Here is a 13,833-nt window from a genome sequence, read left to right on the forward strand (position 1 = left end):
CGGCACTACCATGGCCGTCGTGCGTGACAAGGTGACCCGGTTGTTCGTGGTGGCGGCGATCGCGGAGGCGATCTCCTGGGCCGGCCTGCTCGCCGGCATGGCGGTCAAGTACGGCCCGCCCGGCAACGAACTGGGGGTGCAGATCTTCGGCCCGATCCACGGCGCGCTCTTCGTGATCTACGGGGCGCTGGTGCTCGCGGTGGCCCGGGTACGCCGGTGGAGCCTGCTGGCCGCGGTCGTGGCGCTGGCCTGTGCGGTGCCGCCGTTCGCCACCATCGCCTTCGAGCGCTGGGCCCGTCGGCGCGGCATGCTGGACACCACCGAGCCGGTCCGCGAGCCCGCCCCGGTCGGCTGACCCGGCCGCCTTCGGCGGCAGCGAGGGCTCAGGTGAGCGCGGTGCAGGCGGCCAGCCCGGCGAGCAGCAGCGCACCCAGCACGGCCTGCAACAGCAGTGGCGGCCCGAGATGCGACCACATGGTCGCGGTACGCGGACGCAACAGCTGACCGGTGGTCAGGTTGACGATCCGTTCGATCTTCGGCGGCAGGTCGGGGTCGCCCTGGTCGCGCAGCGTCAACTGGACCAGGTCGGCCGGATGCAGCGCGCTCTGCGGCAGGTGCCCGTGCAGCTCGACCTCGTACAGCCGGCCGTTGTCGTCCCGCAGCCGGATCGGGGTGACCAGGTACTCCGGGCCCTTCTTCAGCTCCTTGAACTTGCGTCGGCCGGTGCCCGAACCGGCGGAGAGCGCGGCGCGCACCAGCTTGGCGAGCAGACCGACCACCCCCGCCGCGGCCAGCACCATCACCAGCACCGGCTGTCCCACCCGTACCTCCCGGGGGTAGCCGTCCATCAGGCGGGCGACCCGGGCGGTGAGGATGCGGCCGGTGGGGTGGAGGCTGCGCCGGGAATACGATGTCACGTCCATTTCCACCACCCTGAGTCCGCATCCGTGCACAGATCGTATCGATCCTTCGGGTTGAACGGCGTGAATGAAATCCGGTCACGCGGTGACAGGCAGGTGACATGCCGGGTGAGGCGGGTAAGCGCGGGGCCGAGCTGGAAAGGGGTCGAGCATGCAGCTGTCCTTCCTGCGCCCGCTCTACGACCGTCCCGGGCCGTGGTGCTCGGTCTATCTGGACGCCTCCCTGGACACGGAGGACGCACACGCGGCGCTCGATCTGCGCTGGCGTGACCTGCAACGCCGACTGGCCGAGCAGGGCGCCGACGAGCCGACCGTCGCCGCGATCGACCGGGTGATCCGGGGTCACGACCCGATGCCCGGCGACTACGGGCTGGCCGTGTTCGGCACCCGGGGCCGGGTGGTGCTCTCCGAGTACCTGTCCGCCCCGCCGCGCCGCGACCTGGCCGCGTACGCGCCACTGCCGCACGTGATGCCGTTGCTGGCCCAGCGCGGCGAGCAGGTGGCCTGGGTACGGGTTGTCGCCGACCGCACGGGTGCCGACGCGATGTCGGTAAGCGCCGGCGGCGTACCGCGTCGGGCCCACGTCGTCGGCCGGGAGAGCCACCAGCTGCGTCGGGTCCAGCCCGGCGGCTGGTCGCAGTCGCGCTACCAGCGGGCGGCGATGGAGGCGTGGCACCACAACGCCGGTGACGTCACCGCGGCGACCGTGGAACTGGCCGAACGGGTCGGTGCCGAAGTGGTCGTGGTGGCCGGCGACGTCCGCGCCACCGGCATGATCGCGGCACAGATGCCCGACCGCTGGCAGGACATGGTGGTGCGTACCGACGCCGGCTCACGGGCCGGGGGCGCCGACCAGACCCTGCTGGACGATCTCACCGTGCAGACCATCGCCGAGGTCGCCGACCAGCGGATCAGCGCGGCGCTGGACCGCTTCGGCATGCAGGAGGACGTCGGGGCCGGACTCGACGCCGTGGTGGCCGCGTTGCAACGCAACCAGGTCGACACCATGCTGATCGTGGACGACCCGTCCGCCGACGGCGAGCTGTGGATCGGCCCCGCCGCCACCGACATCGCCACCGAGCCGGGTCAGCTTCCCGGCGTCGGCGACCCCGAGCGGGTACGCGCCGACGCGGCGCTGGTCCGCGCCCTGGTCGGCACCGACGCCGAGCTGACCGTGCTCGGCCCCGACGAGGCCCCGCAGCTGACCGACGGCGTCGGCGCGGTACTGCGGTACGTCGACCCGTCCACGCCGGGACGGGGCGGTGCCTGACCCGCGTCTGGCACAGACGGCGGTGCCCGATCCGTATCCGGCGGAGACGGCGATACCCGACCCGCATCTGGCGGAGACGGTTGTCGCGCGGCTCGCGGCCTGGCGGGTACCACGGGTGTTCGGCATCGCGGGGGAGCCGGTCGCGGCGCTGGTCGAGGCGTTGCACTCGGCCGGTGGCGAACCCGAATTCGTGCCCGTACGCCACGGTGAGAGCGCGGCGTCCATGGCGATCGGGCATGCCCGGCTCACCGGCGGGGTCGGCGTCTGCCTGAGCCCCGCCGGCCCGGCCGCGTTCGGCCTGCTGGCCGGCCTCGACGCCGCCCGGCGGGCCACGCTGCCCGTCCTGGCGATCATCGACGGGGTCGACGGGGTCAGTGGTGTCGGTGGGGTCGACCAGATGCTCGCCGGGCTGTGTCGGCAGGTGTGGCACCTTGATGACCTGCGGCGTGTTCCGGCCCTGGTGGACGCGGCGGTTCGCGGCGCGCTGGCCGGTCACGGCCCGGCCTGCCTGCTGCTCCCCGGCACCTCGGGTCGGCCCTCGGCACTGGCGGAGGTCAGTGCCGAGAGCGTCGCTGTCGATCCGGGCCGACCGCCGGCGGTTCCGCAGGTCGGTGCCGGGATGGTCTTCGTGGAGTCGACCCGACCGCTGGCTGCTCCGGATGCCGGGACGGTCTTCGTCGACTCGGTCCCACCGTCGGTCGTTCCGGAGGTCGACGCTGAGCCTGACTTCACCGAATCGGGGCGACCATCCGCCGTTGCGGGGGTCGACATCGGGTTGGTCGTCGACGAGCTTTCCGCCCGTGTACCGCCGGAGGCCGCCGTGACGATGGACGGTGCGCCCGGCCTGAGCCGCCACGCCAGCCGCCTGCCGCCTGGCATCGCCGTACTGGCCTGCGACGCCCACGAGGTCTCCGGGGCCGCGCTGCCGTACGCCGTGGCCGTCAAACTGGTCGACCCGCAGCGGCCGGTGCTCGCACTGCTCACCGACGACGGCATGCGGTCACACGGACTCTCCGAGCTGGTCACCATCGCCCGGGACTGGCCGCACTGGCCCGACCCGAGGCTGGTGGTGCTGGTACTCAACACCCGGGCCGGCTACCCCGGGCGTCAGGTGGCCGACGACGTGCCGTACGCGGGCTGGGCCCGGCTGCTGGGCCTGCACGGCGTACGCGTCGACCGCCCGGAGCTGGTCGGCCCAGCCTGGGACGAAGCCCTCGCCGCCGACCGCCCCTGCCTGCTGGACCTGATCGTCACCCCCCACCCCTCTCCCTGACCCCCCCTCCCCTCACACACCCCTCCCCACCCCCGCGCGATCTTGCGCTTGTGGTCGCCTTTTCGCGGCATTCACACCCTTTATCCCGACACCAAGTGCATGATCGCCGCGTAGAGGGGTGTGGGGGAGGGGTGTGGGGAGGGTGTGTCGGGGTTGTCGGGAACGGTCAAGATCAGAGGGTTGATGCCGGTCGGTGGGGTGATGCCCTGTTTAACCGGCAAGTGGGCGGGAAGCCGGGCTGCGTGAGCGAACGGGGCAGGGTGGGGCCGGTGCGTAAGGTGCGTCGGGAAATCACGGCGTCGGGCGCCGGATTGACCGGCGACCGGATCGTCGCGACGGGCAGTACCGCCCGGATCCTCGTCGCGGCCATCGCCCGGGCCCTGCGGGGGGCGGACTGCGCCGACATCAGCCATGTGGGGCCGGCGTCGCGGTTCGTGGGTACGCCCGATCCGGTCCGTCGGGCGGTGGCCATCCGCTCGGCCGGTCGGGTGGCCCTGACCGCCGGACAGGCGGCGGAGCTGGACGCGGGTCAGGTCGCCGAGTGGTTCGTCGGGCAGTATCCGAGCGGCCGCTATCCGGGCGTGTTGCTGGGCTCGCCGCACGGTGCCGCCGCACATCTGGCGGTGGCGCTGGGGGTGCCGTGGCTGCCCGCCGGGTTCGAGATGATCGCGCACTGGCCGAAGGGGTCCGTGGATCGGCCCCTTGCGGCCCTGGACCATGGTGCCGGGCTCGCCGGTCGGATGCTCGCCGGCAACCCCGACCTGCACCTACGGCAGGTGCACTGCCCGGCCAGCCGGGGTGCCCTGGCGGCGGCGACGGTGGCGCTGGCCGGGCGGTGGCACCGGCTACCGCAGGCGTACCGGCGCTTTCTCGCCGACCGGCTGGAACCAGGGGCACCGGTGATGGTGCTGCGTGACACGCGGACCTGGCCGGTGTACGAGGCCGCCGACGGCCACAGCTTCCAGGTGGGCTGCCCGGCCAGTGGACTCGATCCGGTGGACTTCCACCCCGACAGCCACACCCTGCGTCAGGTGCTGCGTTCCGCCGGTGGCGACGGGTCGCACTGGGAACCACCGGAGATCTCCACTCCGCCGGGTGTCGCCGAGCACGGGGTGGAGCCCGGTTTCGACCGTGACGTCGCCCAGTGGACGACCCGCGAGGGACATCCCCTGCGTCAGATTGTCGTCCCCGCGCCGGCCGCGTTGAGCGCGGCCACCGCCGACCTGTACCGCCGCTGGCTGCGGGCCGCCGGCAAGACCGGGAACCGGCTGGTGGTCGAGTGCGGCCGGCTGCTCGACCCCTGGCAGGTGGTACGCGCCGGGCTGGTGCCGTACTGGTGCGAGAACGCGACCCGTCGGTGCGTGGAGCAGGCCGAGTGGTGGTTGGCCGGCAGCGAAGCGTTCAGTTCGGTGGACGTCCTGCCCGAGCCGCCGGGTGTGCGGTCACCGGCGCTCGCCGGGCTGCCGCAATGGCTGGCCGTCGCCGGCTTCGGACGCCGCCGTCGGGCCCTGGACCGTTCGGCGGCCCGGGGGTACCCGGTCACCTCGGTACCCACCCGCCGGGCCACCGAGGTGCTCCGTGCCCAACCGTACGACCTGCCCACTCCGCCGCGGATCGAGGTGACGGACGCCCTCGCCGCGTTGCGGGACAGCGGCGCCCCGCACGGCCTGCTGGTCTGTTGACACCAGGCTGGCGAAACATCCTCGCGAAGCCGCGATCCCGTGATTGAGTACCTACGGAGCGGGAACACCGCCGGCTGCGACAGGCTGATCACCTTGGCGTGGCACGGGGCCGACGCCCGTTTCGATCCCAGTCATGTAACCCACTGAGCCGGCCTGCGTGTGTCCACGCGCGGGGTCCGGTGCCGGCCGAATCCGGGCGGGGTCCTTCCTGAGGGAGGCGCGGATGTTCGGACAGACCACCACAACCACACCACCATCCACCGATCGGGGTCTGGAGGACCTCGACGCGGCGGCGTTGGCGTACGCGGCACGGATCGCGGGAATGCCACCGGAACGCCGCCACGAGGCGCGGGACGACCTGGTGCGTTTCGCCCTGCCGTTCGCCGGCCGCCTGGCGCGCCGCTACCGGGGGCGCGGCGAGCCGCTGGAGGATCTGGAACAGGTGGCCCGGTTGGGTCTGGTCAATGCGGTTGACCGGTACGACCCGGAACGGGGCTCGTTCACCGCGTACGCCGCGATCACCATCGTGGGCGAGATCAAACGGCATTTCCGGGACCGCACCTGGGGTGTGCACGTGCCACGCCGGCTGCGTGACCTGATCCTGGAGGTCGGACAGGCGACCGCGGCGCTGACCAGCGAGCTGTCCCGGGCACCGACGGTCGCCGAGCTGTCGAAGCGGCTGGACACGCCGGAAGAGGAGATCCTCGCCGCGTTGGAGTCCGCCGCCGGCTACAGCCCGGCGTCGCTGAACGCGCCGGTGGGCGGGGAGAGTTCCGCCGAGTTCGGTGACCTGGTGGGGGAGTCGGACATCGCGCTGGAATCGGTCGACGACCGGGTCACGGTCAGCGGGCTGTTGCACCGTCTGCCCTGGCGGGAGCGGCGAATCCTGGCCATGCGGTTCTACGGCAACCAGACCCAGGCCGAGATCGCCGCCCGGTTCGGCATCTCCCAGATGCACGTGTCGCGGTTGCTGTCGCGGGCGTTGACCTGGCTGCGTCAGGCGATGCTCGCCGATGCGCCGCCACCGTGGCAGAACGGGGCCGCCGAGTCCGAGTCGACGACGGCGAACCAGACACGTCCCGCCTCCGCGCGGGCCCGCTGACCACACGGGACGCACGCGTTGACCATGGGGCATACGCGCTGACCACTGGACGCAGCCGGGGCGGCACCGATCGGTGCCGCCCCGGTCGTTCGTACCCGGATCAGGGCGACACCCCGGATCAGTTCTCCGGGGTGTCGCCTCCGCTGCGCGGATGCCGCCACCGGTCGTCGTGGGTCTCCGAGCGACGCTCGGCGCCCAGCGGATTGTCCTCCGGTTCGTCGGTGTCGTCGAAGCTGGGCCGGCGCACGTCCTGCGGGTCCGGCACCTCGACCGGTCGGGCCCCGGACTGAGGTGCCGGGTGGTAGGCGGTGGCCTCCGGCGCGCCGTGCGCTCCCTCGGCGCTCGGCGACTCGCGGTGGTGCTTCTCGCGGTGCAGTTCGTCGCGTAAACCCTGCGGGGGTTTCGTGGTCCGCTGCGGCAGGTCCCGACCCAGGTCGGAGACCAGTTCACCGTATTTGGCGTCGAACGCCGGGCGCTCGGAACGGATCCGGGGCATCCGGTCGAAGTTGCGCAGCGGTGGCGGGCAGGTGGTGGCCCATTCCAACGAGTTGCCGAAGCCCCACGGGTCGTCCACCGTGACCAGGGCACCGAATCGCCAGGACTTCCAGGCGTTCCAGATGAAGAACAGGGTGGATGCGCCGAGCACGAAGGAGAAGATGCTGGAGATCGTGTTCAGCGTGGTGAAGCCGTCGCTGGGCAGATAGTCGGCGTACCGGCGGGGCATGCCCTCGTTGCCCAGCCAGTGCTGCACCAGGAAGGTGCCGTGGAAGCCGATGAACATGGTCCAGAAGTGCAGCTTGCCGAGCCGTTCGTCGAGCAGCCGCCCGGTCATCTTCGGCCACCAGAAATAGAAGCCGCCGAAGAGGGCGAACACCACAGTGCCGAACAGGACGTAGTGGAAGTGCGCCACCACGAAGTAGCTGTCGTGGGTGTGGAAGTCGGCCGGCGGGCTGGCCAGCAGTACGCCGGTGAGTCCACCCAGCAGGAAGGTCACCAGGAAGCCGATGGCGAACAGCATCGGCGTCTCGAAGGTGATCTGTCCTTTCCACATCGTGCCGATCCAGTTGAAGAACTTGACCCCGGTCGGTACGGCGATGAGATAACTGAGGATGGCGAAGAACGGCAGCAGCACCTGGCCGGTGGTGAACATGTGGTGCGCCCACACCGTCATCGACAACACGGTGATCGCGGCGGTGGCGAGCACCAGACCGGTGTAGCCGAACAGCGGCTTGCGGGAGAAGACCGGGATGATCTCGGTGATGATGCCGAAGAACGGCAACGCGATGATGTAGACCTCGGGATGGCCGAAGAACCAGAAGAGGTGTTGCCACAGCATCGGCCCGGCGGTGGCGGGGCTGTAGACGTGCGCGTCGAGCAGTCGGTCGGCGCTCAACGCCAGCAGCGCGGCGGCCAGCAGCGGGAAGACCAGGATCACCAGCACGCTTGTGAACAGCATGTTCCAGGTGAAGATCGGCATCCGGAACATGGTCATGCCGGGCGCCCGCAGGGTCAGGATCGTGGTGATCAGGTTGACCGCGCCGAGGATGGTGCCCAGACCGGAGACGACCAGGCCGATCACCCACATGTTCGCCCCGACGCCGGGGGAGTGCTGGGCGGTGCTCAGCGGCGTGTACGCGGTCCAGCCGAAGTCGGCGCTGCCCTGCGGGGTGAGGAATCCACCGATGACCATCAGCCCGCCGAACAGGTACAGCCAGTAGGCCAGGGCGTTCAGCCGGGGAAAGGACACGTCCGGCGCGCCGATCTGGATCGGCACGATGTAGTTGCCGAACCCGAACGCCGCCGGGGTGGCGAACAGCAGCAGCATCACCGCGCCGTGCGAGGTGAACAACTGGTTGTACTGCTCGGGGGCGAGGAACTGCATGCCCGGCCGGGCCAGTTCCGCGCGGATCAGCATCGCCTCGATGCCGGCCACCACGAAGAAGCCGAACGAGGTCATCAGGTAGAGCAGGCCGATCTGTTTGTGATCGGTGGTGGCCAGGAACCGGAGCAGTTTGCTGCCAGGCAGCGACTTGTTCAGGGAGCCGGGATAGCCGCCGAACCGGGCCGGCGCGAGAATGGCCGGCCCCCGGTCCTGTCCGGTTTCGGTGGGTACCCGCTTGGGCATCAGTTCTCACCCCGCTGACGACGAAAAGGACGGGCGTAACTACCCGGCCTTCCGACCATGTAACCAGGCGACAGCGGTAATTTCGGTCAATTCGCCGGTAGTGTTGCCCAGACGGCCTTTCCGTCACCGGCCGGCGCGCTGCCCCACCGCGCGGCCAGTTCGCGCACCAGCAGCAGGCCCCGACCGCCCTCGTCGTGCTCACCGGGCCGGCCGGGCTCGGCCGCCGCGGGGCTGCCGTCCACCACGGCCAGGTGCAGCCACGGCCGGCGCAGCGTCACGGTCACCTGCATCGGGGTGCCGGCGTGCCGGACCACGTTGCCGACCAGCTCACTGAGCACCACCGAGGCCGGTTCGACCGCCGCCGGCAGGTCCCACCGCGCGCAGGCGTCGACCACCAGCTCCCGGGCGCGCCGGCAGGCCGCCGCGACCGGTTCGAGCCGGACCCGCATCCGAGCTACGGCCGAGGCGTCGGCCACCCGGGTCGCCTCGTCGCAGTCGTGGCGTACCGGCACCACCCGAGCGGCGGTGGAGGCGGCCAGCGACGTGGCCGGATCCGGATGCGGCGCGCAGATCACCATCGGCACCACCGGCCAGCCCTCGGCCCGGCGCGCTGCCGCGGTGAACACCGCCACGGCCAGCTGGTCGTGCACGGTCAGCCCGGTCAGGTCGACCACGAGCGCGTCGGGCTGGGTGGACAGGCAGCGCTCCAGCACGGCGTACACCTGGCGGGTGGTGGTCAGGTCGAGGCCGCCGGCGACGCGGACGACGGTGACCGGGGTCCCGTCATCCACATCGCAGGTGATCCGGCTCGTCATCTCCGCCCACTTCCACCGGTGTCGAGAGCTGCCAACTACCCGGCGTCCGGCCGGCCGAAACAGCCGCGCTGCCGGCCGGTCAGGCCGCGGCGACCCGGCGGCGCGGCAGCCGGTGTCGCAGTTCGGCCAGCGGAGGGCGTTCCTCGACGGTCACGTCACTGACCACGATCTCCCGGTCGAGGTTCGGCAGCGCCTCGGAGCCACCCCGGCGGAACTGGGTCAGCAGGGCGCTGGGCAGCACATCGGGGCTGGCCCAGCCCCGGCGCTGCAACCGCGACCAGACGGTGAGCATGATCTGGGCGGACATCCGGCCCAGCGCCGCGGTGTCCTGGTGCCGGTGCTTGCGCTCGCCCAGGTCGACCTGGGCCAGCGCGTCCAGGCCGACGAGTTCGAGCAGATCGATAAGCATGGCGGTCTCGACGCCGTAGCCGGAGACGAACGGCACCTGCGCCAGCACCTCACGGCGACCCGCGTACTCACCGGCGAGTGGCTGGACGAAACCGGCCAGTTCCGGCCAGAACAGGTTGAGCATGGGACGGGCCATCAGCTCCGTCACCCGGCCCCCACCGTCGGCCTCCACCCCGGTCGTGCCGATCAGCGGCCGATGGTAGAAGCCCTTCACGAAGTCGACCGACGGGTCGGTGAGCAGTGGGCCGAGCAGCCCGGTGACGAAGTGCGGGCGGAACTCCCGCAGGTCGGCGTCGACGAAGGCCACCACGTCGCCCTCGGCGGCGGCCAGGCCGGCCCACAGCGCGTCGCCCTTGCCGGTCAGCTGCGGCAGCCCGTGGGTCATCGCGTCCTGGCTGACCACCTCCGCGCCCGCGGCCCGGGCCACCTGCGCGGTCCGGTCGGTCGAACGGGAGTCCACCACGATCAACTCGTCCACCAGTGGGACCCGGTCCACCAGGTGCTCGCGGATGGTCGACACGATCGCCCCGACGGTGGCCTCCTCGTTGTGGGCCGGCAACACCACGCTGACCCGGCTGTCCCCCTTTGCCCGCAGCAGCCGTCGGGTCGGCCAGTCGGCGGCGGAGCTGGTCCGATAGGTGGCCCAGGCCTCGACCACCGGCGAGACCACAGATTCGGTGTTCCGCACAGGCACCCCCATCGCGCCGAAGACCGGGAGTGGGATTTCCCGGCACTCGGCTAGCTAACCGGATCGATCCCACCAGCTTGATCACGGCCCTGCGCCGGGCACGTTCCCGGTTGATGAACGTTTGATTGCGGTGCTGCCACCGCGAAGCTTCGGCCCTGTTCATCGAACCATCACGGCGGCCTCGGCAGCCGATCACGGCACCGGTCCGCGGTGCGGCGGAACGGCCCGGCGGACAGCGCGGAACGGAAGGCACGCCGGGGAGGGCGCGAAAGGGGCCGTCGGTCGCGTACCGTTGCCGCTCATGGGTGTGTCGCAACGGTTGAAGACCAGGTTCCGCCGGTTCCTCCAGCGCCCGGGAACCACGGTAGATCTGGCCCCGCTGGAGAAGCTGCTGCCGGCCATCGAGGCCCGCGAGGAGAAGGTTCAGGCCTTCGACGACGCGGAGCTGACCGAGGCGGCAGCCGTGGCATCGACCTACGAGGAGATCTGTGCGCTCGGCCGTGAGGCTGCCCGCCGCGGGCTCGACCAGCGGCCGTACGACGTGCAGCTGCTCGGCGCGATGTCGCTGCTGTCCGGCAAGGTCGCCGAGATGGCCACCGGTGAGGGCAAGACACTGACCGCGGCGATCGCCGCGTACGGGCACGTCCGGCTCGGCAACGGCCCGGTGCACGTGCTGACCGTCAACGACTACCTGGCCCGCCGCGACGCGCAGTGGATGGAGCCGGTGTACACCCTCCTCGGGCTCACCGTCGGCTGGGTCAACGAGGCGTCGACCCCGGCGGAGCGGCGGGCCGCGTACGCCTGCGACGTGACCTACGTGGCGGTCAGCGAGGCCGGTTTCGACTTCCTGCGCGACCAGCTCGTCACCGACGTGGCCGACCGGGTCCAGCCGGCGCTGCGCACCGCGATCGTCGACGAGGCGGACTCGATCCTGATCGACGAGGCCCGGGTGCCGATGGTCCTCGCCGGCTCGGTCGCCAGCGAGCAGGACCCGGTGCACGCCGCCGCCGCGCTGGTGCGCGGCCTGCGCAAGGGCAAGCACTACACGGTGGCCGAGGACGGCCGCAGCGTGGCCTTCACCTCCGCCGGCCTGGCCGCCGTCGAGGCCAAGCTCGGCATCGACCTGTACGACGAGGAGAACGTCGAGCAGCTCTCCGCGGTGAACGTGGCGTTGCACGCGCACGCCCTGCTGCACCGCGACGTCGACTACATCGTCCGCGACGGCACCGTCGAGCTGATCGACGAGATGCGCGGCCGGGTGGCCCAGCGCCGCCGCTGGCCCGACGGGCTGCAGGCGGCGGTCGAGGCCAAGGAAGGTCTGGACGCCACCGCCGAAGGTGAGGTGCTGGGCACCATCGCTGTGCAGGCGTACATCGGTCTCTACCCGACCGTGTGCGGGATGACCGCCACCGCCGTGCTGGTCGGCGACCAGCTGCGGGAGTTCTTCGGGCTGGAGGTCGCGGTGATCCCGCCGAACACCCCGTGTGTGCGGGTGGACGAGCCGGACCGCATCTACGCCACCCGGGCGGAGAAGGACGAGGCGCTTGTCGACGAGATCCAGCGCTGCCACGCCGCCGGGCGGCCGGTCCTGGTCGGCACCCTGGACGTCAAGGAATCCGAGCAGCTGGCCGCCGGGCTCAACGCCGTCGGCGTGCCCTGCGTGGTGCTCAACGCCAAGAACGACGACGAGGAGGCGGCGATCATCGCCGAGGCCGGCGCGTACGGCGCGGTGACCGTCTCCACCCAGATGGCCGGCCGGGGCGTGGACATCCGGCTCGGCGGCAGCGAGCAGATCGACCGGGAGCGGGTCGCCGAACTCGGCGGCCTCTACGTGATCGGCAGCGGCCGGCACGACAGCCGCCGGGTCGACGACCAGCTGCGCGGGCGGGCCGGCCGACAGGGCGACCCGGGCGGGTCGGTCTTCTTCGTCAGCCTGGAGGACGACCTGGTCGCCCGGCACGCCGGTGACACCGTCCCGCCGTCGCCCCGGATGAACGCCGACGGTCTGGTCACCGACCCGCAGGTCGACTACGCGGTGGAGCACGCCCAGCGGGTCGCCGAGGGCGTCAACCACGAGATCCACCGCAACACCTGGCGCTACAGCGTGGTGATCGAACAGCAGCGCAAGGCGCTCGCCGAACGCCGGGAACGGCTGCTGACCAGCGACGTCGCGGCGCTGATGCTGCTGGACAAGATGCCGGAGAAGGCCGGCGAGATGGACGAGGACCTGCTCGCCCGGGTGGCCCGGTCGATCGCCCTCTACCACCTCGACCGCCTCTGGGCCGACCACCTGGCCGAGCTGTCGGAGGTCCGCGAGGGCGTACACCTGCGCGCCCTGGGCCGACTCGACCCGCTCGACGAGTTCCACCGGGCGGCGGTGCCCGCGTTCACCGACCTGGTCCCGGAGATCGAGGCGCGCACGCTGGCCACCTTCGCCGAGACCGAGTTCGACGAGGACTGGGAGCCGGACGCGGCGGAGCTGGTGCGGCCGAGCGCCACCTGGACGTACCTGGTGCACGACAACCCGTTCGGCTCCGAGCTGGACCGGCTGATCGCCTCGGTCGGTCGGCGGCTCAGCGGGGGCGGCGGGCGCTGACGCGTACCCACTGATCCGGTCGCGGCCCCTCCCAGCGGTACCCGTACCCTGGGAGGGGCCCCGCTTTGCACCGTTTCGACCGTTGTTGCAGCGGGTAGTAGGGCGGGTCGTCACGTCAGGGCTGCCGTCGGAGCTGCCCTCGTGTCCGGTCGTAGCGAGGAGGAGACCGTGAGGACGCTGGCCAGGCGTACGGGGGCTCGGGCTCGGTGAACCTGGAAACGAGTCCACCGCTGGCGGAGACCCTCGGCGTGTTGGAGACGGCGGCCCTGTTGCGCGAACTGACCGCCGGGTTGATCGCCCTGGACGACTTCGACGAGGCACTGTCCGCCCTGGTCCGGATCACCAGGGACGCCATCGCCGGGGTCAACTGGTGCGGGTTCACCGCCCTGCGGGCCGGTGAGCCGGCCGGAGTGGCCGCCTCCGACGCGCCGATGAGCGGGCTGGACGACCTGCGCTACGGCGCGGACACCCCGGCGATGGACGCGATCCGGCTGCGGGAGATGGTCCGCGCGGAGAACCTCGCCACCGAACGTCGCTGGCCGGACTGGACGGCCCGGGCCGGCGAGCTCGGCGTACTCGGGGTGATCTCCGCACCGGTCGACGTCGACGAGCAGGTGATCGGGGCGATCAACCTCTACGCCGGCCGACCCGACGCGCTGACCACCGGCCACCAACTCACCGCCATGCTCCTGGCCGAACACGCCGGCCTGCTGCTCGCCGCCGTACGGGACCGCCAGCGCCGCAGCGCGCAGGCCGACGCCCAGGACGTCGCGTTGCTCGGTGACGGCGTGATCGGCCAGGCCATCGGCGTGATCATGACGCAGCGCGGCTGCCCGCCGGAGGACGCCCTCGAGGTGCTGCGCAGCGCGGCATCGTCGTTGTCGATCCCGCTGCGTCAGGTGGCCGAGCGGCTGGTCAGCACCGTCTCCCGACCACGGGACAACTGAGCACCGC

Annotated in this window: 11 protein-coding genes; 7 read left to right on the top strand and 4 right to left on the bottom strand. The window is 71.6% G+C overall.

From position 1 onward, the window contains the following. The first annotated feature begins 10 nt into the window (after positions 1 to 10). Positions 11 to 355 carry a DUF3817 domain-containing protein gene (locus tag EG812_RS04195; protein ID WP_126710788.1) on the top strand — a complete coding sequence of 115 codons (345 nt, stop codon included), beginning with the start codon at positions 11 to 13 and terminating at the stop codon, positions 353 to 355. Between the two features lie 28 nt (positions 356 to 383). On the opposite strand, the gene EG812_RS04200 is transcribed toward EG812_RS04195, so the two are convergent. Then, entirely contained in the window at positions 384 to 923 is a 540-nt protein-coding gene (locus tag EG812_RS04200) for a hypothetical protein (protein ID WP_013734392.1), read from the bottom strand. Positions 924 to 1,071: 148 nt separating this feature from the next. Here EG812_RS04200 and EG812_RS04205 point away from each other — a divergent pair, with 148 nt between their 5' ends. The 4 genes from EG812_RS04205 (at position 1,072) to EG812_RS04220 (ending at position 6,247) form a co-directional block, all read left to right on the top strand. Beyond that, positions 1,072 to 2,190 carry a baeRF2 domain-containing protein gene (locus EG812_RS04205; protein ID WP_126710789.1) on the top strand — a complete coding sequence of 373 codons (1,119 nt, stop codon included), beginning with the start codon at positions 1,072 to 1,074 and terminating at the stop codon, positions 2,188 to 2,190. After that, positions 2,183 to 3,463, top strand: coding sequence for a thiamine pyrophosphate-binding protein (locus tag EG812_RS04210; protein ID WP_126710790.1), 1,281 nt, complete (start codon positions 2,183 to 2,185; stop codon positions 3,461 to 3,463). The genes EG812_RS04205 and EG812_RS04210 overlap by 8 nt, the downstream gene beginning before the upstream one ends. Positions 3,464 to 3,732: 269 nt before the next feature. After that, positions 3,733 to 5,145: a hypothetical protein gene (locus EG812_RS04215; protein WP_013734389.1), complete on the top strand. Its 1,413-nt coding sequence runs from the start codon at positions 3,733 to 3,735 to the stop codon at positions 5,143 to 5,145. A 223-nt stretch (positions 5,146 to 5,368) separates the two neighbouring features. Next, positions 5,369 to 6,247 (top strand): SigB/SigF/SigG family RNA polymerase sigma factor, encoded by an 879-nt coding sequence (locus EG812_RS04220; protein WP_126710791.1) that lies wholly within the window; start codon positions 5,369 to 5,371, stop codon positions 6,245 to 6,247. A gap of 118 nt (positions 6,248 to 6,365) precedes the next feature. On the opposite strand, the gene ctaD is transcribed toward EG812_RS04220, so the two are convergent. The 3 genes from ctaD to EG812_RS04235 all read right to left on the bottom strand — a co-directional run bounded on the left by ctaD (position 6,366) and on the right by EG812_RS04235 (position 10,193). After that, entirely contained in the window at positions 6,366 to 8,372 is a 2,007-nt protein-coding gene (gene ctaD / locus EG812_RS04225; RefSeq protein ID WP_126710792.1) for an aa3-type cytochrome oxidase subunit I, read from the bottom strand. An 86-nt stretch (positions 8,373 to 8,458) separates the two neighbouring features. Beyond that, positions 8,459 to 9,187: an ATP-binding protein gene (locus tag EG812_RS04230; RefSeq protein WP_013734386.1), complete on the bottom strand. Its 729-nt coding sequence runs from the start codon at positions 9,185 to 9,187 to the stop codon at positions 8,459 to 8,461. Between the two features lie 79 nt (positions 9,188 to 9,266). Then, positions 9,267 to 10,193 carry a glucosyl-3-phosphoglycerate synthase gene (locus tag EG812_RS04235; protein ID WP_233579409.1) on the bottom strand — a complete coding sequence of 309 codons (927 nt, stop codon included), beginning with the start codon at positions 10,191 to 10,193 and terminating at the stop codon, positions 9,267 to 9,269. A gap of 391 nt (positions 10,194 to 10,584) precedes the next feature. Here EG812_RS04235 and secA2 point away from each other — a divergent pair, with 391 nt between their 5' ends. Both secA2 and EG812_RS04245 read left to right on the top strand, forming a co-directional pair. Continuing rightward, entirely contained in the window at positions 10,585 to 12,879 is a 2,295-nt protein-coding gene (gene secA2, locus EG812_RS04240; RefSeq protein ID WP_013734384.1) for an accessory Sec system translocase SecA2, read from the top strand. Positions 12,880 to 13,085: 206 nt separating this feature from the next. Continuing rightward, the gene (locus EG812_RS04245; protein ID WP_013734383.1) at positions 13,086 to 13,826 is read left to right on the top strand and encodes a GAF and ANTAR domain-containing protein; all 741 of its coding nucleotides are present in this window, start codon (positions 13,086 to 13,088) and stop codon (positions 13,824 to 13,826) included. Positions 13,827 to 13,833 lie beyond the last annotated feature (7 nt).

Source organism: Verrucosispora sp. FIM060022, from assembly GCF_003977705.1.
Lineage (GTDB): Bacteria > Actinomycetota > Actinomycetes > Mycobacteriales > Micromonosporaceae > Micromonospora > Micromonospora gifhornensis.